This window comes from Chitinophaga filiformis (genome assembly GCF_900102545.1).
Classification (GTDB): Bacteria; Bacteroidota; Bacteroidia; order Chitinophagales; family Chitinophagaceae; genus Chitinophaga; species Chitinophaga filiformis.
In genome coordinates this window covers 480,398-500,168 of record NZ_FNBN01000005.1, presented here as the reverse complement: position 1 = coordinate 500,168, position 19,771 = coordinate 480,398, and the positions used below count along the sequence as shown (strand labels likewise).

At 45.7% G+C, this 19,771-nt stretch carries 18 protein-coding genes; 6 read left to right on the top strand and 12 right to left on the bottom strand.

Annotated elements, in window-relative coordinates:
• Positions 1-166 precede the first annotated feature (166 nt).
• The 3 genes from metE (at position 167) to BLR32_RS22215 (ending at position 3,284) form a co-directional block, all read left to right on the top strand.
• Positions 167-2,473 (top strand): 5-methyltetrahydropteroyltriglutamate--homocysteine S-methyltransferase, encoded by a 2,307-nt coding sequence (gene metE / locus BLR32_RS22225; protein ID WP_089835047.1) that lies wholly within the window; start codon positions 167-169, stop codon positions 2,471-2,473.
• 155 nt (positions 2,474-2,628) lie between these two features.
• Positions 2,629-2,910: a cysteine-rich CWC family protein gene (locus tag BLR32_RS22220; protein WP_089835046.1), complete on the top strand. Its 282-nt coding sequence runs from the start codon at positions 2,629-2,631 to the stop codon at positions 2,908-2,910.
• Complete coding sequence (locus BLR32_RS22215) at positions 2,889-3,284, top strand: acyl-CoA thioesterase (RefSeq protein ID WP_089835045.1); 396 nt, start codon at positions 2,889-2,891, stop codon at positions 3,282-3,284. Before BLR32_RS22220 ends, BLR32_RS22215 begins: the two co-directional genes overlap by 22 nt.
• An 85-nt stretch (positions 3,285-3,369) precedes the next feature.
• Here the strand turns inward: BLR32_RS22215 and BLR32_RS22210 are convergent, their stop codons facing one another.
• The gene (locus tag BLR32_RS22210) at positions 3,370-3,798 is read right to left on the bottom strand and encodes an FKBP-type peptidyl-prolyl cis-trans isomerase (protein WP_089835044.1); all 429 of its coding nucleotides are present in this window, start codon (positions 3,796-3,798) and stop codon (positions 3,370-3,372) included.
• 136 nt (positions 3,799-3,934) lie between these two features.
• Here BLR32_RS22210 and BLR32_RS22205 point away from each other — a divergent pair, with 136 nt between their 5' ends.
• Together BLR32_RS22205 and fmt are read left to right on the top strand one after the other, a co-directional pair.
• Positions 3,935-5,101 carry an exo-beta-N-acetylmuramidase NamZ family protein gene (locus tag BLR32_RS22205; protein WP_089835043.1) on the top strand — a complete coding sequence of 389 codons (1,167 nt, stop codon included), beginning with the start codon at positions 3,935-3,937 and terminating at the stop codon, positions 5,099-5,101.
• Complete coding sequence (gene fmt / locus BLR32_RS22200) at positions 5,091-6,038, top strand: methionyl-tRNA formyltransferase (RefSeq protein ID WP_089835042.1); 948 nt, start codon at positions 5,091-5,093, stop codon at positions 6,036-6,038. Before BLR32_RS22205 ends, fmt begins: the two co-directional genes overlap by 11 nt.
• Positions 6,039-6,119: 81 nt before the next feature.
• Here the strand turns inward: fmt and BLR32_RS22195 are convergent, their stop codons facing one another.
• From BLR32_RS22195 to BLR32_RS22175, 5 genes are all read right to left on the bottom strand, one after another.
• Positions 6,120-7,157 carry a LysM peptidoglycan-binding domain-containing protein gene (locus BLR32_RS22195; protein ID WP_089835041.1) on the bottom strand — a complete coding sequence of 346 codons (1,038 nt, stop codon included), beginning with the start codon at positions 7,155-7,157 and terminating at the stop codon, positions 6,120-6,122.
• 48 nt (positions 7,158-7,205) lie between these two features.
• Positions 7,206-8,600, bottom strand: coding sequence for a methyltransferase RsmF C-terminal domain-like protein (locus BLR32_RS22190; protein ID WP_089835040.1), 1,395 nt, complete (start codon positions 8,598-8,600; stop codon positions 7,206-7,208).
• Between the two features lie 107 nt (positions 8,601-8,707).
• Entirely contained in the window at positions 8,708-10,102 is a 1,395-nt protein-coding gene (locus tag BLR32_RS22185) for an NAD(P)(+) transhydrogenase (Re/Si-specific) subunit beta (RefSeq protein WP_089835039.1), read from the bottom strand.
• A 20-nt stretch (positions 10,103-10,122) separates the two neighbouring features.
• Entirely contained in the window at positions 10,123-10,437 is a 315-nt protein-coding gene (locus tag BLR32_RS22180; protein WP_089835038.1) for an NAD(P) transhydrogenase subunit alpha part 2, read from the bottom strand.
• Positions 10,438-10,476: 39 nt separating this feature from the next.
• Complete coding sequence (locus tag BLR32_RS22175) at positions 10,477-11,607, bottom strand: Re/Si-specific NAD(P)(+) transhydrogenase subunit alpha (RefSeq protein WP_089835037.1); 1,131 nt, start codon at positions 11,605-11,607, stop codon at positions 10,477-10,479.
• A 182-nt stretch (positions 11,608-11,789) separates the two neighbouring features.
• Here BLR32_RS22175 and BLR32_RS22170 point away from each other — a divergent pair, with 182 nt between their 5' ends.
• The gene (locus tag BLR32_RS22170; protein ID WP_089835036.1) at positions 11,790-13,244 is read left to right on the top strand and encodes a baeRF7 domain-containing protein; all 1,455 of its coding nucleotides are present in this window, start codon (positions 11,790-11,792) and stop codon (positions 13,242-13,244) included.
• Positions 13,245-13,307: 63 nt separating this feature from the next.
• Here the strand turns inward: BLR32_RS22170 and BLR32_RS22165 are convergent, their stop codons facing one another.
• The 6 genes from BLR32_RS22165 to hemH all read right to left on the bottom strand — a co-directional run bounded on the left by BLR32_RS22165 (position 13,308) and on the right by hemH (position 19,728).
• Positions 13,308-14,360: a hypothetical protein gene (locus BLR32_RS22165; RefSeq protein ID WP_089835035.1), complete on the bottom strand. Its 1,053-nt coding sequence runs from the start codon at positions 14,358-14,360 to the stop codon at positions 13,308-13,310.
• Between the two features lie 131 nt (positions 14,361-14,491).
• A complete protein-coding gene (locus BLR32_RS22160; RefSeq protein ID WP_089835034.1) occupies positions 14,492-15,271 on the bottom strand; it encodes an Fpg/Nei family DNA glycosylase in 780 nt (259 codons plus the stop codon).
• A gap of 9 nt (positions 15,272-15,280) precedes the next feature.
• Positions 15,281-16,027 (bottom strand): hypothetical protein, encoded by a 747-nt coding sequence (locus BLR32_RS22155; protein ID WP_089835033.1) that lies wholly within the window; start codon positions 16,025-16,027, stop codon positions 15,281-15,283.
• A 4-nt stretch (positions 16,028-16,031) separates the two neighbouring features.
• Positions 16,032-16,772, bottom strand: a complete 741-nt coding sequence (locus BLR32_RS22150) for a DUF72 domain-containing protein (RefSeq protein ID WP_089835032.1) — start codon at positions 16,770-16,772, stop codon at positions 16,032-16,034.
• Between the two features lie 563 nt (positions 16,773-17,335).
• Positions 17,336-18,664 carry a protoporphyrinogen oxidase gene (gene hemG / locus BLR32_RS22145; RefSeq protein WP_089835031.1) on the bottom strand — a complete coding sequence of 443 codons (1,329 nt, stop codon included), beginning with the start codon at positions 18,662-18,664 and terminating at the stop codon, positions 17,336-17,338.
• A gap of 32 nt (positions 18,665-18,696) precedes the next feature.
• On the bottom strand, positions 18,697-19,728 hold the full coding sequence (hemH, locus tag BLR32_RS22140) for a ferrochelatase (RefSeq protein ID WP_089835030.1): 1,032 nt from the start codon (positions 19,726-19,728) through the stop codon (positions 18,697-18,699).
• Positions 19,729-19,771: the final 43 nt, after the last annotated feature.

Below are 19,771 nucleotides of genomic sequence, written 5' to 3'. Positions count from 1 at the left end.
AAACACTTGTTTCTATGTCACTTTTCCACAAAAACAGCATATTTATCTTCAAAAACTCATTAAAAAGAATAAAACACCAAATAAAAATATATTCACAATATTTTGTTCCGTAATTATAAGTTTGCACAGAAAAGACACCGGGTCATTATCATTAAAATTAGTAAGTATGCAAACCAACATTCTTGGCTACCCACGTATTGGTAGCAACCGGGAATTGAAGAAGGCAAACGAAGCCTACTGGGCGGGAAAGATCTCCTTAGAAAAGTTACAGCTCACTGCCAGGCAACTACGTCACCAGAACTGGGAAACCCTCCACAAGGCAGGCATAGACCTGATTCCTTCCAATGATTTTTCTTATTACGATCAGATACTGGATATGTGTATTATGACGGGTACTGTTCCGGCCCGCTTCAGGGCTTTAATGGAAAGCCTCGTAACACCCAGCAGTCCTGAGTTATATTTCGCTATGGCCCGTGGTTACCAGAAGAATGGATTTGATGCTACTGCTATGGAAATGACCAAATGGTTTGACACCAATTACCATTATCTGGTACCGGAGTTCGATCCTTCTCAGAAATACGGGCTGTTGTACAACAAATGCCTGGAGGAATTTAAAGAAGCCCTCTCATTGGGTATACATACCAAACCTGTGCTGATAGGACCTGTCAGCTTCCTGCTGCTGGGTAAGATCAAAGATGAAGAACTACGGGAAGCAGACCTGTTAAACCAGTTGCTGCCTGTTTATATAACATTGCTGCAATCATTACAACAGGCAGGCGCCACCTGGGTACAACTGGATGAACCAACACTGGTGCTTGATCTGACACCTGCACAACAAGAGTTATTTCATCATGCATACACGCAGATCAGAGAAGCCGTTCCTGCATTGAAGCTACTCCTGACCACCTATTTTGGTGGCCTGCAGGATAATGCATCACTGGCAGTACAACTCCCTGTAGATGCATTACATATTGACCTGGTACGGGCACCGGAACAACTGGACACCATACTGACATCTCTGCCTGACGCCCTGCAACTTTCTGTGGGCGTAGTGAATGGCCGTAACATCTGGAAGAACAATTATGAACAGTCGCTGCACCTGGTACGTAAAGCCATCGCTGCACTGGGAGAAGAACGGGTACTGATAGGCACTTCCTGCTCATTACTGCATACGCCTTATGATCTTGACCTGGAGACTGACGAAACAGTACTTACTCCACAGATCAAAAACTGGATGGCCTTTGCTAAACAGAAAGTATATGAAGTGATCGCATTAAAGGATATCATTGTTGGCAATGATGCTTTATTAAAAGCCAACCAGGTCACCATGCAGGAAAAAAGCACTGCTGCCATCATTCATAAACCGGCAGTGAAAGCAAGGCTGGCTGCTTTGACCGCAGCAGATGCTGAGCGTAAGAGCGCATTCCCCATCAGGCAGAAAGCCCAGGAGAAAGTGTTACAACTACCGCTGTTCCCTACCACTACCATCGGCTCTTTTCCTCAGACGGAAGATATCAGGAAACTGCGTGCCGATTTCAAAAAAGGAGCTATTAACAGGGAAGAATACGAAACCGCTATCCGTGCGGCTATACAGGATTCAATACAACTGCAGGAACACCTGCGCATTGATGTGTTGGTACACGGAGAATTTGAGCGCAACGACATGGTTGAATACTTTGGAGAACAACTGGAAGGGTTTGTATTCACGAAGAATGGCTGGGTACAGAGCTATGGTTCGAGGTGTGTGAAACCTCCCGTAATTTATGGCGATGTGCAGCGTAGTGCACCTATGACCGTAGAATGGAGCAGCTATGCACAATCATTGACAAACAAGCCGATGAAAGGCATGCTGACAGGCCCGGTTACCATCCTGCAATGGTCATTTGTACGTGATGATCAGCCACGTGCTGATACCACCCTGCAGATAGCACTGGCTATCCGTGATGAAGTGGTTGATCTTGAAAAAGCTGGTATCCGTGTGATCCAGGTAGATGAACCAGCGATCAGAGAAGGCCTGCCGTTACGTGAGGCTGACTGGCAGTCTTACCTGGACTGGGCGGTAAAGGCATTCCGTGTATCAGTATCCGGTGTCGAAGATGCCACACAGATCCACACGCATATGTGTTATGCTGAGTTCAATGATATCATCAGCAATATCGCCGCCATGGATGCAGATGTGATCACTATAGAAACATCCCGCTCACAGATGGAGCTCCTGGAAGTATTCTCCACTTTCAGATATCCGTATGAGATCGGCCCCGGCGTATATGATATACATTCACCACGGGTACCCACTGTAGCTGAAATGACAGCGCTGCTGGAAAAAGCCATACAACTGCTACCCGCACGTAATATCTGGGTAAATCCTGACTGCGGGCTAAAAACACGTAAATGGCCAGAGACAGAACAGGCATTGCGCAACATGGTAGCAGCCGCCCGTAATATGCGCCAGGCTGTTAATGTAACGGTATAACCATACCCTCTACATAAACATTTATCCGCCATTCAAAACCAGGAGTGTAGCAGAAGCATTTGCTTTTGCTGCACTTTCCGTATTACAACTGTTACGCGCCCAGCTATTTATGAAACAAATCCTGTTTCATGATCCCTGATTCGTAACTTTACAGTATGGCTTGTCATGAAACCATCAACTGTCCCCGCTGTAATACAGCTTTTGAGTGCCGTGTTGGTTCTATCCTCCGCTGCCAGTGCCAGCAGGTAAAGCTGACAGAAGAAGAGCGCACATTTATAGCCGGCGCTTATGCAGGGTGCCTTTGCGCCGGATGTTTGAACGACATGAAGATATCCTACAGACAGACACAATTTAAACAACGCCTGCTACAACTGCATATCCTGCGTCTAAAAGATAAAAACAGCAAATCAACAATATGGCATACGAAAAACAGATAGCCGATTCCGTTACCCGGATCTTCAAAGCAGTATTCCCTAACACAGTGAACCATTATGATACGCTCTTTGGCGGCACAGCGATGCAGCTGATGGATGAAGCAGCTTTTATCACCGCTACCCGTTTCAGCCGTATGCGTATGGTAACAGTTTCAAGCGACAGGATAGATTTCAAGATGGCCATTCCGCACGGCACTATTATAGAGCTGGTGGGAACAGTAGTACATGTGGGCACTACCAGTCTGAAGGTAGAAGTAGATATTTATGTGGAGCAGATGTATAATACACACCGGGAAAAAGCTATCTCGGGCACATTCACCTTTGTGGCCATTGATGAGCAGAAAAGACCTACAAGGATCGTATTACCTCATGAATAGTGCAATATTACAACATGGCTTCAAATGCAAAACGCTGATCACCATTCCGGCAATCAGCGTTTTACATTAAGAATTTCGGTTACTGTTATTTGATCTCTACCAGTTCGATGTCAAATATCAAGGCTTCACCTGCCAGTGGATGGTTTGCATCCAGGGTGATGAAGTCGTTGCTTATAGCCGCCACTTTTACAGGGAAAACCTGTCCCTGAGGATTGCTCATCTGCAGATCCATCCCCACCTGAGGATTCAGATCAGCTGGAATATTCTCTTTTGGAAATTCCATGATCAGCTCATCATTTTTTGGGCCGTATGCTTCTTCTACAGGAATATTTAGCGTTCTTTTATCACCAACCTTCATGTCCACCACACCATTGTCGAAGCCTTTAATAACCATACCGGCGCCAACCTTGAACTCCAGTGGGTCCCTGCCCTCGGAAGAATCAAATGTAGTTCCGTTGGTCAGGCGGCCATGATAATGCACACGCACCGTATCTCCGTTTTTAACTGCTTGCATAAGAATTTAATTATAAGTGTTACAGGATTTAATTGTTGCAAGGTAAGAAAATAGTGAATAGATATTCAATTTAGGATAAATCCTGTAAACTACCAATCGTTAATATATCTTCCTTTATTTAAGCTATTTTTACGCCATGTATAAGATCATAATTCCTCTCTTATTATGGCTGGCAGCCACTACTGCTGCTTGTGCACAGGTTATAACAGGCGCCGAAAGGACCAGCGAATACCTGCCGCTGTTGAAAGACAAAAGAGTAGCATTGCTTGTTAATCAGACTGCTACATTGGGCAATTCACACCTGGTGGATTCACTGCTGAAACTACATGTGCACATCCAGAAAATATTCAGTCCTGAACATGGCTTCAGAGGCAATGCAGATGCAGGTGAGAAAGTAGGCAATACAAAAGATGAACACACCGGGCTGCCTATTGTCTCTCTTTATGGCAAACACCGCCAGGCAACAGCAGACGATCTGAAAGATGTAGACATTCTCATCTTCGACATACAGGATGTAGGCGCACGCTTTTATACCTATATTTCCTCTTTGCAGGAATTGATGGAATCTGCTGCGGAAAACCATAAACCATTGATCATATTGGACCGTCCCAATCCCAATGGGCATTATGTTGATGGCCCGGTACTACTCGACACTACATTGCGCTCCTTTGTAGGTATGCAGGCTATTCCTATTGTACATGGTATGACTGTTGGAGAATATGCAAAAATGCTGAACGGAGAAAAATGGCTGAAAAATGGAGTACAGTGTAAGCTGACAGTGATCACCTGCCAGCATTATGATCATCATACCTACTATCAGCTACCGGTGAAGCCTTCACCTAACCTACCCAATATGGCAGCAATCTATCTGTATCCTGCTACCTGCCTGTTTGAAGGAACAGCGTTAAGTCTGGGCCGTGGTACGGATCTTCCATTCCAGGTGTTCGGACATCCTTCCTACGCGAAAAACCTGTTTTCCTTCACTCCACACAGCACTCCCGGAGCAAAGGAACCTCCGCTGAAAGATGTGACCTGTTATGGATATAATCTCACAGGTACACCAGATGCAGTCAGGAAGGAAATGAATGGCAGGGTACAGCTGAAATGGTTAATACAGGCATATCAGCAATTCCCCGAAAAGGATAAATTCTTTATTCCTTTTTTCAATAAACTGGCTGGTAATACTATTTTACAGCAACAAATAAAAAAAGGCCTCAGCGAGGCGGAAATACGCAAAAGCTGGGAACCTGCTTTGAGTCAATTTAAAACTACCAGGAAGAAATATTTATTATATGCAGAGTGAGTTAACGGATCAAAAGAACATCAGGATCATTTTCATGGGTACCCCCGATTTTGCGGTGGCATCACTGGATATCCTGGTACAGAACGGATATAATGTAGTAGGCGTGATCACAGCACCTGACAAACCCGCGGGAAGAGGATTACAACTGCAACAAAGCGCTGTTAAACAGTATGCCGTATCAAAAGGTATCCGTGTATTGCAGCCGGAAAAGCTGAAGAATCCGGAATTCCTGGAAGAACTGCGCGCACTGAAAGCAGACCTGCAGGTAGTAGTAGCCTTCCGTATGCTACCGGAAGTTGTATGGGATATGCCTCCTTTAGGCACTATCAATGTCCACGCCTCTTTACTGCCTAATTACAGGGGCGCTGCGCCTATCAACTGGGCCATCATTAACGGCGAAAAGCAATCAGGTGTAACTACGTTCAAGCTACAGCATGAAATCGATACGGGTGATATTCTTTTCAGTCAGTCAGTAGATATCCGCGATGATGAAACTGCCGGAGAACTGCATGACGACCTGATGGCCACCGGCGCTGGCTTGTTACTAAAGACGGTACAGGCGCTTGCTTCCGGCAATGCCAAAGGAACGCCACAGGCGCATATCAAGGCAGAAGACATCAAACATGCGCCGAAGATCTTTAAGGAAGATTGCCAGATAAAATGGGAACAGCCTGTAGAACAGATCTACAACCTGGTACGTGGCCTTAGCCCCTATCCTACTGCCTGGACAACACTCAATGGCAAGGGACTGAAAATATTCAAAGCTACCAGGGAACATGCTACGCCCAGTGTAGCACCCGGACAGGTGATCAGTGATAATAAAACCTACCTGAAAATTGCAGCAGCAGACGGTTATCTTTCTTTACTGGAGATTCAACTGGAAGGGAAGAAACGGATGGATATTGAGGCGTTTTTAAGGGGAAACAAGATCAATTAAAAGTATCCGGATAGTACTTAATCAGTAATTAAGTATCAGGTTAATGAATATTTCCCTGATACTTAATTACTGATTTTTTATTTAGTCTTCATAATTCAGCTGGCAATAGAACTTCGCTTCATTGGTTCCTAATGCCTCTAATGCTGAATCACTCAGTTTGATGATCAGACCTTCATTTTGTTTTATCTGTGGAATGGCTTCCAGCACTTTTGCATAGATGGATCTGCCATTCAGCGGATTGGTCACTTTGATAATGGTACCTCTCGGTGCAGTATTGTGCAGCGCATAATACTTACCCGGGCTTGCATTGCTCTTGAACCATCCTCCCGGACCTTTTTCAGAAGTTACATTCTTACCGTTGCCTGTCTGCTGGTTGTATAACACCTCAAAGGAAGATCCGGCTGGTGCGGATGTTACCGGTGGTTTGCTACCGGTATTATTGCTATCCGGAGTTTTTACTGGTTCCGGTGGTGCCTGCTGATCCGGTTTAGTAACCGGAGGCGCTGGTGTTGTACTTGCCGGAGGTGTTGCTACCGGAGTTGTTGGCGCTGGGTTGGACGGCGCCGGATTAGATGGTGCAGGTGTAGATGCAGGTGGTGTAGTAACAGGATGATTTGCCGGAGGTGTAGTTGCCGGTGCACTAGCTACCGGTGCAGATGGAGCAGGAGCACCACCACCACTTTTCAGCCATCCAACTATCACATAACTATCTTTCTGTAAACCATCACCGGTCATCTTATTCCAGTGGCGGATATTATCCAGCGGCACTTTGTTATTGTTAACACTCAGACGGTAAAGTGTTTCTTTCTCTTCAACCTTATGATACACAGGCGTGCCACTTGCGTCTGACTTCTGTGAAAAGTTGGTGTTATTCAGCGGGATCTTTACCTGTTGTCCCAATTGCAAACCTTGTTCAAAAGAAATATTGTTCTCAGTTGCTATTTGTTTTGGAGACAAACTGTAGGACCTGCCCAGGCTGTAAAAGGTTTCCCCTTTTTTTACAGTGTGCAGTACATACAGATCGGGAGAGGTACCTTGTACCTGCAGCCTGTCCTGTGCCTGTACTCCACCGGCTACACATAATACAAGTCCTGCAATTGTCATGAACGTTTTTACCATTACTACGCTGTTTATACCTTTCGGGTAACTAAATTAAAAATTATTTGCCTACACTTCTTTTAGAATACGGAGTTCTTTAGGATAGTAATTGTTGATACGGTTCGGTAATATTTTTGCCCATCCGAGGGCCATCCCTTCATACATCATCAGTGCCCAGCCCTTCACGGCTGTTGATACTTCCGGATCTTCTTTTCTCAGATAACGCAAGGCCTGTTCTCGGGTCAACCCTATCTGCGGGATTGTTTCACTTAGCATAGTGCTCATTGCCAGCTGATGATCAGGTATCAGTTCCTTTGCCGCCAGCTGACCGGCTTTAATGCCAGCTTTCCGCAAATATAAGTGCTGTTGTAATAAAGAAACAACAGGCGCCATATTTTCCGGAAATATTAATACCTCTCCCTGATGATCCATCAGGAAAAGATTGTCCATATTTTTCACCCATTGCGCTACCTTTCCTACATCTTTTTTAGCGACCGCAGAAAGCGTATCACGTTGCCTTTTAGCAGTGTATATATCACCAGCTGTCTTGCGGAAACAGGTGATAAAAAAGCCCTCCCCTTTTACTTTATCAGGATAAAAGCGATATCCTTCTGCCGCTTGCGGCCCTGCTTTTGTCTTTACAATATGCCAGCTATCATCAACCGGTATGGCAATATTCTCCACTGAAAAGTTCTGCTGTATCCATTCCATGATCTCCTCATCTTCCTCCTTTGAATAGGAACAGGTGGCGTAAATCATGATGCCGTTCTCTTTTAACGCATTCCATACATCTGCCAGTATGCGCTGCTGTCGCTGGCTACAGAGTATCACATTCTCGGGCGACCACTCCTCTACTGCTTCCGGTTCACGACGGAAAAGACCGGAACCGGAACAGGGGGCATCCACTACCATCACATCAAAATATCCCTGCAGTTTTGCAAAATCCCTGGGATCATTGTTCGTCACAATTACATTGGCAGCACCCCATTTGCTGATATTATCCGCCAGCAATGCGGCCCTGCTTTTGATCACTTCATTGGAGACCAGCACACTATCAGCACTAAGAAGGGATTGCAGCAGGGTGGATTTACCGCCTGGCGCAGCACACAGGTCCAGCACTTTCAATGATGCACTCAGATCGCAGACATGACGCATTACATGTTCCAGGAACATAGAGGAAGCTTCCTGTACATAGTAAGCGCCTCCATGAAAAAAAGGATTGAAGGTAAATGAAGGCCTGGAGGGCAGATAATATCCATACTTTGACCACGGCACCCGGCTTACAGCGTCTTCTGTCAGTGAGGCAAGCACCTTTTGTACTGCACCTTCATCCTGTATTTTGTTTGGATTGATCCTGAGAGAAGTCACCTTTTCACCTGCCTCATGTACACGCAAAAAGGCTGCCAAATCCATGCCTGGCAGTCCTGTGAGTGTATCCGTAAATTTTTTTGGTAAGAAATCCACCCCTTATTTTTGCGGCAAAATACTGAAAAAAAGGGGATGACCGATACTATGATGCTGTGGCTGTCAATCCGATAAGAGCGGCAGAACCCTGCCGGAAGGCTGCATTACTACAGGGAGTTAACAATTTCGGCCACCAGCTGCTGCAAGACCTGCTTTGCATCTCCAAACAGCATAGAGGTCTTAGGCTGAAAAAACAAATCGTTTTCAATACCCGCATATCCAGGTTTCATACTTCGTTTATTGACAATCACGCTCCTGGCGTTTTCCACATCCAGAATCGGCATTCCGTAAATTGGACTGGCAGGATCCGTTTTGGCAGCGGGGTTCACCACATCATTCGCTCCCAGCACCAATACTACATCCGTCGTGTTAAACTGCCCGTTAGCCTGTTCCATTTCCAGCAGTTTATCATAGGGCACATCCGCTTCCGCCAGCAGCACATTCATATGTCCGGGCATACGTCCCGCTACGGGGTGAATGGCGTATTTCACTTCTACGCCTCTTGCTTCCAGCAGGGTTTCCAGTTCATGACAGGCATGCTGCGCCTGTGCTACTGCCAGACCGTATCCAGGTACGATCATCACTTTCTGGGCATATGCCATTATAACCGCGGTATCCGACAAAGTGATCTCCTTATACGCCCCCTGTTCCCTGCTGGCCCCCGCGGCTTTTGGTCCGCCGAAAGAACCAATCAGTACATTCTTCAGAGAGCGGTTCATCGCCTTACACATCAGGATCGTCAGAATAGTACCTGCCGAACCTACCAGTATCCCTCCCGTCAGCATCACCGGATTGTTATACAGGAAACCGCCGCAGGCAGCTGCTACCCCGGTAAATGAGTTTAACAGCGAAATCACTACCGGCATATCCGCACCGCCTATGGGCAATACAAAACATACGCCGTATAAAAGCGACAGTAAGAGTATTACTACAAAAAGTATAACCGTTGCTGCTGGCAGAGCAACCGTCACAACTATAGCGAGCAACAAAATAACAGCCAGTATTACCAGATTGAAAATATGCTGGCCTTTAAACGAAATGTCTTTGATACTGCCGTTTAGTTTTCCCCAGGCAATGACAGAACCCGCAAAAGACACTGCGCCAATCACCATACCCGCCAGGATGATCACCAGCTGCATCCTGACCGGCGCTCCTGTGAAGATCACCGCTGTCATATATTCAAATTCCACAACAGAGATCAGTGCGGCACATGCACCTCCCATGCCGTTGAACAGACTAACCATTTCAGGCATTGCTGTCATCTTCACCCGCTTGGCCGATACCAGCCCTACAACACCTCCGATAAGCAGCCCAGCCATGATCCACCCGTAATTATGTAATCCCTGCCCATGATGCCTGTAGAGAAAAATAGTACCCAGTATGGCCAGTGTCATGCCTCCCGCGGCAATAGCATTACCTCTCCGCGCAGTAGCGGGATTACTTAACATCTTTAACCCTATGATAAATGTAACAGAGCCTATCAGATAGATCAGCGATAACATAGTGTAATGATTAGATACAATTATTTGGTCTTTTTTGACTTGAACATTTCAAGCATCCTGTCTGTCACCACAAAACCACCCACTACATTGATGGTACCCAGTATAACGGCAAGGAAACCTAATACCAGTGCCAGGTAATTATCAGCTTCGGCTTCTCCCATCACGATAATGGCGCCGATGATCACAACACCATGAATGGCATTGGCGCCACTCATTAGCGGCGTATGTAGTACGGATGGCACCCGCGATATAACCTCCACTCCCAGAAAGACAGAGAGAATAACGATGTATACCGCTTCCAGGTGTTGCTGTAGAAAAGAAAAAATAGCGTCCATTATTGGGGGATAATTGATTTCAGTAATAGGTGAACAGCCTTATAATTTCACACTATCCGCTTGTCTGAGCCGTTCATTTGTAATACCACCGCTATGGGTGATACAGGCGCCCTGCACGATATCATCAGAAAAATTCAATACCAGGTCGCCGTCTTTTACCAGTAACTGCAAAAAATTAAAAATATTCTTTGCATACAATTTACTGGCATCTGAGGGCATGGAAGAAGGTAGATTGGAATCACCGATAATGGTAATGCCTTTATGCACAACCGTCTTGTCATTTTCCGTAAACGCTGTATTACCACCGGTAGCTGCTGCCAGGTCAACGATCACTGCTCCGGGTCTCATTCTGTCCAGCATATCTGCAGTGATGAGGAGAGGTGCTTTTTTACCGGGTATTTGTGCCGTTGTAATAACGATATCAGATTTGGCAATGCTTTCCGCGATCTTTTCCTGCTGCCGCTGTCTATATACTTCCGTTTGCTCCACGGCGTACCCGCCTGCGGCGGATGCATCTGCCGCCCCCTCTACTTCAATAAATCTGGCGCCCAGGCTCATCACCTCTTCCTTTACGGCTGGCCGGGTATCAAATACCTCCACCACGGCGCCGAGACGTCTGGCCGTAGCAATGGCCTGTAATCCGGCCACACCGGCTCCCAATATCAACACCTTTGCCGGGGCAATACTACCCGCTGCTGTCATGAACATGGGCAAATAACGGCTATAACTCCATGCCGCCAGCAATACAGCCTTATAACCTGCAATATTCGCCTGTGAACTCAGCACATCCATGCTCTGTGCACGGGTGGTACGGGGTATACTGTCAAGACTGAAAGTAGTCAACTGCCTGTCGGCCCATTGCTGCATGGTTGCAGTATTGCTAAATGGCTGGTAGATGCCGGTCAACACTTTCCCGGCTGGTATGGACTTCCAGGATTGCTCATCAGGGATCTGAATGCTGAGGATGATATCTGCCTGTTGCAGGATTTCAGTGGCAGGCTTTATAACGGCGCCTGCCTGTACATAGGATTCATCAGGATAATATGCCCGGGTTCCGGCATCCGGCTCTATCCAAACCGTCACTCCCTGTTTTCCTAACTGCTTAACAATCTCCGGCACTAAAGAAACCCTGTTTTCTCCTGGCTGTTCTTTTAGGACGCCTGCAATCATCTAATGGAATTTATAAACTGAATTTACGGTAGTTTTTCTAAATATAACGTATAACGGCAAGTTGAACAAAAACTCCTCTTAGACTCAGCAGGACACGCTTGGCAGGATATTGGTGTGCTCAAAATAGTATCAGTCCTTATTCAGGCTGAGTTTGATTTAGCGGAAATTTAAACTTATATATTATGCCAAAAGATCAAAAGGGAAAATTTACGCCAATTAAAGGGAAACCTTCTGGTAATGGAAAAGAAGGTCTGGGATTAAGAAGGTCTATTTCGCCGGATGAGCTGGAGTCTGATCTTGCAATGACCGATAAATACACTATGGGACCGGATGAACTGCAACCTGCTGTGCATATGCGGCATCCGAACAGGGATACAGCTAAAAAGGCGGTGCAACAACAAAATGTCCGCGAAGCGCCCGCAGATAAAACCGTCGAGGAAACCTATGATAAGGAACACCCGGTCGTTAACTCCCAGCGAATATCCGGCAGACCTGACAAAGAAATATTTGCCGATCTGGCTGCTCAGAAAGGCGCTGTATGCCTGTCAATCTATCTTCCTACCCATTCCTCAGGTAAGGAAGTGAATGAGCAACAGGATATTATTGTATTCAAAAACATGCTGCAGAAATCGCAGAAACTGCTTGAAGAGAAGAAGACAGATCCATCATTAATACAACAAATGCTGCAACCAGGATATGAGTTACTAAGGGACGACCAATTCTGGCTCAATCAACAGGAAGGATTAGCCTGTTTCATCACAGAAAATTCATTCCGTTACCTGCAGCTTCCGATATCGGTTCAGGAACAGGTATACTGCAACAATTCGTTCATGCTAACTCCGCTGATGCCTGTTATGACCAGCAATGAACAATTCTATCTTCTGGCCTTCAGCAAGCACAATGCAAAGCTATTCCTTGCTGATGCATTTGGGATGCAGGAAATAACTGTGGAAGGCATGCCCGATGGTATGGCTGATGTTATACATTTTGAAGAAAAAGGAAACCAGCTGTTGTTCCGTACAGGAAGTTCCGGCGGCGGAGAGGGCGCCAACTATCACGGGATGAACTCTAACCCTGATCACAAAACAGATATCGCCATTTACCTGGAGGAAGTGGATAAGACCATCTGGAAGGAAGTGCTGCACGATAAACATATTCCACTGATGCTGGCAGCCGTAGATTACCTGCAACCCATCTACCGGAAAATCTCCCGCTATCAGCATATTGCGGAAGAAACCCTGACAGGTAATTTTGAACATGAAAAACCAGTGAATATCTATAAACAGGCAAGAGAAAAGATGCAGCCGTATTTCGACAAAAGACAGCAAACTGCATTGGAAAGATATTACAATGGCTCTGCCGGCGCACTAACCTCATCCATACCTGATGATGTGATTCCGGCTACCTATTATGGCCAGGTAGATAGCCTGTTCGTCCAAAAAGGTGCCCATGTGTGGGGGACCTTTGATGCGAATGCAAATGAAATTGCTATCCATGAAACCGAACAACCAAAGGATGAGTGTTTATTGAATAATGCAATAACACAGACGATTCTCCATAATGGTGATGTATTCATACTGGAGAAAGAAAAAATGCCGGCTGAGAGTAGTGTAGCAGCTACATTGCGCTATCCGTAAATAAGAAGGCTGACCAGCATCAACCCTGGTCAGCCTTTTTCAACAGCAGCAGCTGTGGTATCGTTAGTCTGCAGATACAGCTTTTATTTTTAAAGGATAACTATTGCCCGTAACAGCGTTTTCAGGTTTCACCGAAAGTAGTACCGTATCCTGGCCTTTAAGTGTCTCCGGCAACGTATACGCAAAACTGATACTATCCGGCTTGCGCTCTATATTTTGTATGACATCATCTCCGACTGAAATATCTACTTTTCCTTCATCCATCTTTTCCCCTCGCAGCGTAATAACTGTTGATTGCCCTGCTTCCAGGGGTGCTGCCTCCACGGCAGTTACCTTTAATCCACCATTCTTCAGCTGGTCAGGACGATCATCTTTGGGCCGGAACAGCACTTCAAATACCTCTTTTAACTTAAGCGTGGTACGGTCAGTAAACAAACCTGATAGTATCGAAATAGTCATCAAACCATAAATATTGATGTTCGAACTGTCGTCACTCATGTTCAGGAATCCTCCGCGGAAAACGAAATAGACAGCTATTGCCAGTGCCGCCGCAGTGAAGGGTTTCACGCAATACCAGAGTATCCAGCTTTTCCGGAATTTTCCTGCGCCTATATAACTGGTGAAAGAAGCTGAAAGATGGATCATACTACCCAGAAATCCCGCTACACCTACCATGATGAGCAGCAGCGTATTGATATGTATCAGATTATCGCTGCTTCCTGCATATACGACCGGAGCTGCAGTTTCCTGTGCAGGTGGCGGCATATCTCCTACCGGTGGACTCATGGCGCCAGCAGCACTGTCTGACTTTGCCTGCGTACTATCTATTTCACCTTTTACTGCGGGAGGCACTGCCTGCCTGCGCACGCTGGTATCCACCAGGCTGTCGATAAGCCGGACATGAAACCACCTGAAGGTATAAAGTGATGTAGTATTATCCTTTGGTCCGGGTATCCTATCCGGCCAATGGCCAACAAGATAGAACGCACTAAAAAATGTAAAAAAGATGATAAGTAATCCTGCAAATGCTTTTCCTATGGGAGTTATTTCGTTGCCATCATTGTCTTTATAAGGAGGCCGGGAGGCTGTGGGAGAAGCATTTTGTGTTTCAGCCATAACAATGAATTAAATACTGTTGAATAAAGACAGCACTTCTTCCAGTCATCACAGTAATGCTATTCGGCTATTAATGTTGTAGTTTCAACACTCCTGTAAACATTCAATATACCGGTATGTGAATATACGCTTTATTCAAATAACTCCTGCTCATCGGTGTAATAGGTCTTCCGGCTGTTCAGTTCCTTCTGCGATATTACACCTCCCGTAGGACTATGGGTTTCTCTGGGTTGATGTATCTTTAAGAAATCCCGTATCTCTCCTGCAATGATGTCAGGGTGCTCTTTGCGGATATTCTTCTCTGCATCCTTCAATACCTTGGGTATAGCACGATGCAAGGCCTTGATCTTTGCCGCAGGTATCTTATTGCTGATAGAAAACGGCGAGATGCCGGCTTCCCACAAGATCTCGTCCGCATAGGCGTTTCCTATACCGCGAATGATATGTTGATCCAGTAATATCTTTTTAACAGCAGTTTTCTTCTTGCCCAACTGCTCTTCCAGGTATTTCACTGTTAAGTCGTCCGACAGGGCATCCGGAACATCTGCCTCTTCAGGATTCAATGTAGGCACTGCAAGCCCCTGGTAGTCGGTCAGTGCAAGTCCTGTTCCGTCCTCAAACAACAATTCGAGGATGGTATTTTTATTGGTATTCTTTTCTTCAAAGAAATAAAGTTTGCCATGCAACATGAGGTGTATCCCCAGCACCACATCATTTTTAAATCTGAAGCGCAGTTCCTTCCCTTCCCGGTACACTTTATCCAGCTCTTCTCCTTTAAGGGCTTTCTTAAAAGCAGCAGGTGAATCCTTTGCTTTTTTTGTACTCTCTAATACCACGTCCTTCACAACCTTCCCTCCCAGTTTCTTATCAAGGTTATGGCTGAATATCTGCAGATCTGGTAATTCCGGCATATGTTATAGTTATTTGTTTGATGATTCAACTATTGCGTCTCCTATCGCACCAACAAATTTCTTGTCTTCAACACCATCTATCTTCCATCCTTTCTTCATTCGCCTGATAATACCCATACTGGCATCATTGAGAATAATATCATACTCCTCGCAAAGTCCGTCATGACAAGTTTGTCCAATAGGAATTGCTTCACCAAGATAATGGTTTTCGTTGTATGTAAAATCAAGTGGAGCAGGTTCCTTTTCCAGCTGAGCGATCATTTCCTGCAGAAATTCAATGAGGTGCTTCCGTTGTGTTTTTCCCGAAAGGCTCCATTTCTCTTTATCTGCCCGTTTATGTGCCAGCTTTAACTTCAGACCTGCCAGGGATGTTGTATAGTCATTTGCATTCAATTTGCGGACATTCTGATGCGCCATGATGTACCAGTGATACTCTGTTCCTACAGGCACTCCTGATCCTTCCGGTGCATGTCCTGCCCTGCGTTTGGTTACGGCGTAAGAGATCTCCCACAAGTCGGGTGTGATCTTCGTCTCTCTCCAGACGCCCGCATCATAATTCCATTTATGGCTCCGCCCTATTTTCATACCTGTATACTGCTGTCCTTCAAACTCCTTGAACTCGTTATATGTTTTGGATAGATCTTCCTTTACAGCTTTTTTCTGAGCCGCCGGGCTTTTCTTTACCAGGTTTTTGGGTACAGCAGTTCCCCGCTTTGTCACTTTTTTTGCCGCAGGCTTTTTTGTTGCTGTCTTCATATTTTTATGGTTTTGTCAGTTCAATCAATGTCTTCGCATTCTCAATCGCATATCCATGCACATCATTATTAAAAAATACCCAAATGGTATGCCCTTCCTCCTGCCACGCCAGCATCTTTTCTGCATATTGCTTCATTACCTTATCAGAGTAAGACTTGGCATAAGAACCATCCGGACCATGAAATCTCACATAAATGTGTTTCGCTGTTACAAATTCTCCATATGGCCACCGCTTCCCTGACTCCGCAATTACGAACGCGATTTTGTATTTCTCCAGCAATGCAATAGCTGCATCCTCCAGCCAGGTATCATGACGAGGTTCCAGGGCAAATGTGTACCCTTTATATGTCTTAAGTGTTTCAAAAAAGTGGGCGACTTTCTCTTCATTGAATCCCAGATTCGGCGGCAGCTGTAACAGCACAGGCCCCAGATGTTTATGCACCGGGTCAAAAATATCGAAGAACTTAGGCAGGGTTTCTTCCGGGTCATTCAGCTTCTTGATATGCGTAATGAAGCGGCTGATCTTGGGACAAAAACGGAATCGGGCATTGACAGTTTCCGTCCACTTTTGAATGGTAGATGGTCTTGGCAGATGGTAGAAGCTGGTATTGATCTCAGTGGTCTGAAAATGATCAGCATAATAAGCGAGGTAGTCTGTTGGCTTCAATTCTGCTGGATAAAATATCTCTCTCCAGTGTTTATAACTCCATCCCGATGTGCCTATATGTATTTTACCTGCTGCCATATGAATATGCAACGGAAAAGCGTGCCAATGCAGGCGTGCTCTGCGTAATATGTCTTACCATTCCGTTCGTAGATAGTGAATTGTTTGCCAAAGGGCACTCCGCACAAGCTGCATGAGAATATTGTCTTTAACAATGGCCATAAAAAGGGTCTGAGGTTGTCAATACAAAAAGCTTGTTGTCTTAGTGCGACTAATACAAAAATAGTTATGCAACCGGGCATCACAATAGTATTTAGAGGTCACTTCAATATCCCTTTGATATATAGGTGCCCTCTAAATAGCCTCTTGATGCAATATTAGTACTCTAATGAAAAGCCGACTCCAGGCCGATGGTAAACCGACAGTAAGCCGACAGACAGCTGTCAGAACGCTGCAGAAAGTTATTAGCTTGTGTAGTCTATTTGATGTGCCTGGTAGTTCTGGCCGGATTGTCAAAACCATTCGGTGCAGGAATGCGATGCGCGGGCAGGGAATATAAAATATCCTGGTCGGATGTTCTTAATTAGAGCTAAATAGGGGTATTCAGATATGTGGCAGCAACGAACAGGCTTTAAAGGGCTTTCTCAACTATACCCCTTTGCCGCCTGTATAATCGCCGGCACAGCCACGCCTGTCACATAATTCCCCGCCAGTCTTATCCCCGGATAGCGTTGCTCAAAAAAGCGTATTTGTTGTCTTATCTGCGCATACCCCACATTCAATTGTGGTATAGCCCTGTTCCACTGGCTGAAACGTTGCATTTCGGGTGGCTGCTGTAATCCTAATAGCTCCATCAGCTCTTTCACCACTGTCTGCTGCAACTTCTCTGCCCCTAACTGATCAAACAGTTGTTCCTGACGAGCGCCTCCAACGAAAACGGTAAACAGGGTCTTGCCTTCCGGTACGCGCGCCGGGAATACTGCGGTATTACAAAGCGCTCCCAGAAAATGTTTACCTGCTGCGTGCGGCACAAGGAAGCCAAAACCTTCCGGTGCTTTCCCCTGCGCCTCAGCGCCAAATCCCAGGTGTAGCACCCCCATACGTGGATAGGGAATATCATGCAGCTGTGCTGCCAGAGAAGTATCAAGGCCTTGTATAGCAACGGCGGTGCTGTAAGCAGGAGTAGCAAAGATGATACGTTCGGCGTTTAACATACCGGTACTACCATTTTCATTGTATTGTACGATATAATCTGACGCACCGCGGGCAACGCCTGTTATAGCACAGTTTAGTCTTATCTTACCTGTCAGCAGAGATAACAGCTTTTCTGTCAGTACCGCATTACCGCCTTTAAAAGCAATGATCTTACGGCCGCCCATCGTTTTCATATTCTTCATGAGCCCCTTGGTCACACTACCATACTTCTTTTCCCACTGCGGCAGCATGGGTAATACCTCTGCGATAGACATCAGGTCAGGATTACCGGCATAGATACCCGACAAAATAGGCTCAAACAGATACTCATTGATTTCACGTCCGAAGCGGCGGCTCACAAAAGAACTTACCGATTCCTCACCCTCAGCAGGATTGGCCTTGCGGAATCTCTCTGTAAACAGACGCCATTTAGCGCCCCCGCTTATATAGTTTGATTTCAGTATTTTAAGCGGATGAGGAGATACCGCGTGTAGTTGATTATTTCTGACCAGGAAACGGTGCTTGCTTGCAGCAGTTGCTTCCAGCACCTGGTCCTGCAATCCCAGTTGATCAATATAGGCCATTATTTCCGGTGAAGCAGCAAAAGAATTCGGCCCCGCATCCAGTTCATATCCATCCACATGCAATGATTTTATCACACCACCTGCGTGAGATCCTGCTTCCAGTATCTCGTAAGGAATACCTTTCTGCTGTAATTCATAAGCAATGCTTAGACCGGCAATACCGGCTCCGGCAATGATAACGGGTTGCGTTTTCATGGTAACGGCTATTTGTATAATAATAACTCAGATCAGGACTGCAGGCTCGTCATCCACTTTACAACTGCCTGTACCCATAAAGGATGTACATTCATACAGGGGATCATCGTAAAACTGTCGCCGCCGCTGTTGATAAAGGTATGCTTACCTTCCACGGCTATCTCTTCCAGTGTTTCAAGACAATCAGAAACGAACGCAGGACAAGCCACCAGCAGCCGCTTCACGCCTTTCTTTGGCAGTTCTTCCAACGTAGCGGCAGTATAAGGTTTCAACCACTCTTCCCTTCCCAGACGGGACTGGAAAGTCACACTCCACTTCTCCCTTGGTATATTCAGTTTCTCTGCTACCAGCTCTGACGTCACATGTACCTGGTGACGATAACAGAACTCATGGGCAGGAGAATCTACCTTACAACAATTTTCTACCTGCAGACAATGCTTCCCGGTGATATCACCTTTTCGTATATGCCTCTCAGGTACGCCATGATAGCTGAACAACAGGTGATCATACTCCTGTGCCAGATATGGACGCATACTTTCTGCTAATGCATTGATATAATCAGGTTCATTATAGTAAGGAGGAACGATAGACAGATTGAATGTATAGCCTTTCTTCTTATGTACCGCTTTGGCATGTTCTACCGCTGTTTCATAAGAAGACATGGCATAATGTGGGTACAAAGGCAACAGGATCACCTCTTTCAGATTAGGGTTCTGTTTCAGCAGACTATCATAGGCGGCCTCCTGCGACGGATTACCATAACGCATAGAAATCTCCACCGGCATCTGCAGATCATGCTGCACTGCGTTTTGTAATTGTTTTGTCAGCACAATCAATGGAGAGCCTTCTTCCCACCAGATGGATTTGTATGCTTCAGCTGATTTAGGAGCGCGTTTAGGCACGATGATCCCTTTTATCAATAATAAGCGGAACAGATACGGATAATCAATCACCCGTTTGTCCATCAAAAATTCATTAAGATAACGCTTAACATCAGGTACAGCCGTAGAATCCGGCGATCCCAGGTTCATCAGAATAATTCCTTTATCAGATTTAGCTTCCATCCTTTACTTTAAATTGTTGCAAATGTAATAGCTTATCCAAGCT

Excerpts from the sequence above, each read along its gene's own strand:
- BLR32_RS22165 (WP_089835035.1), bottom strand. The coding sequence starts at position 14,360 with ATGGCTGAAACACAAAATGCTTCTCCCACAGCCTCCCGGCCTCCTTAT.
- BLR32_RS22220 (WP_089835046.1), top strand. The coding sequence starts at position 2,629 with ATGGCTTGTCATGAAACCATCAACTGTCCCCGCTGTAATACAGCTTTT.
- BLR32_RS22170 (WP_089835036.1), top strand. The coding sequence starts at position 11,790 with ATGCCAAAAGATCAAAAGGGAAAATTTACGCCAATTAAAGGGAAACCT.
- BLR32_RS22175 (WP_089835037.1), bottom strand. The coding sequence starts at position 11,607 with ATGATTGCAGGCGTCCTAAAAGAACAGCCAGGAGAAAACAGGGTTTCT.
- BLR32_RS22205 (WP_089835043.1), top strand. The coding sequence starts at position 3,935 with ATGTATAAGATCATAATTCCTCTCTTATTATGGCTGGCAGCCACTACT.
- BLR32_RS22180 (WP_089835038.1), bottom strand. The coding sequence starts at position 10,437 with ATGGACGCTATTTTTTCTTTTCTACAGCAACACCTGGAAGCGGTATAC.
- BLR32_RS22150 (WP_089835032.1), bottom strand. The coding sequence starts at position 16,772 with ATGGCAGCAGGTAAAATACATATAGGCACATCGGGATGGAGTTATAAA.
- BLR32_RS22210 (WP_089835044.1), bottom strand. The coding sequence starts at position 3,798 with ATGCAAGCAGTTAAAAACGGAGATACGGTGCGTGTGCATTATCATGGC.
- fmt (WP_089835042.1), top strand. The coding sequence starts at position 5,091 with ATGCAGAGTGAGTTAACGGATCAAAAGAACATCAGGATCATTTTCATG.
- BLR32_RS22195 (WP_089835041.1), bottom strand. The coding sequence starts at position 7,157 with ATGGTAAAAACGTTCATGACAATTGCAGGACTTGTATTATGTGTAGCC.
- hemG (WP_089835031.1), bottom strand. The coding sequence starts at position 18,664 with ATGAAAACGCAACCCGTTATCATTGCCGGAGCCGGTATTGCCGGTCTA.
- BLR32_RS22215 (WP_089835045.1), top strand. The coding sequence starts at position 2,889 with ATGGCATACGAAAAACAGATAGCCGATTCCGTTACCCGGATCTTCAAA.
- BLR32_RS22160 (WP_089835034.1), bottom strand. The coding sequence starts at position 15,271 with ATGCCGGAATTACCAGATCTGCAGATATTCAGCCATAACCTTGATAAG.
- metE (WP_089835047.1), top strand. The coding sequence starts at position 167 with ATGCAAACCAACATTCTTGGCTACCCACGTATTGGTAGCAACCGGGAA.
- BLR32_RS22185 (WP_089835039.1), bottom strand. The coding sequence starts at position 10,102 with ATGTTATCGCTGATCTATCTGATAGGCTCTGTTACATTTATCATAGGG.
- BLR32_RS22155 (WP_089835033.1), bottom strand. The coding sequence starts at position 16,027 with ATGAAGACAGCAACAAAAAAGCCTGCGGCAAAAAAAGTGACAAAGCGG.
- hemH (WP_089835030.1), bottom strand. The coding sequence starts at position 19,728 with ATGGAAGCTAAATCTGATAAAGGAATTATTCTGATGAACCTGGGATCG.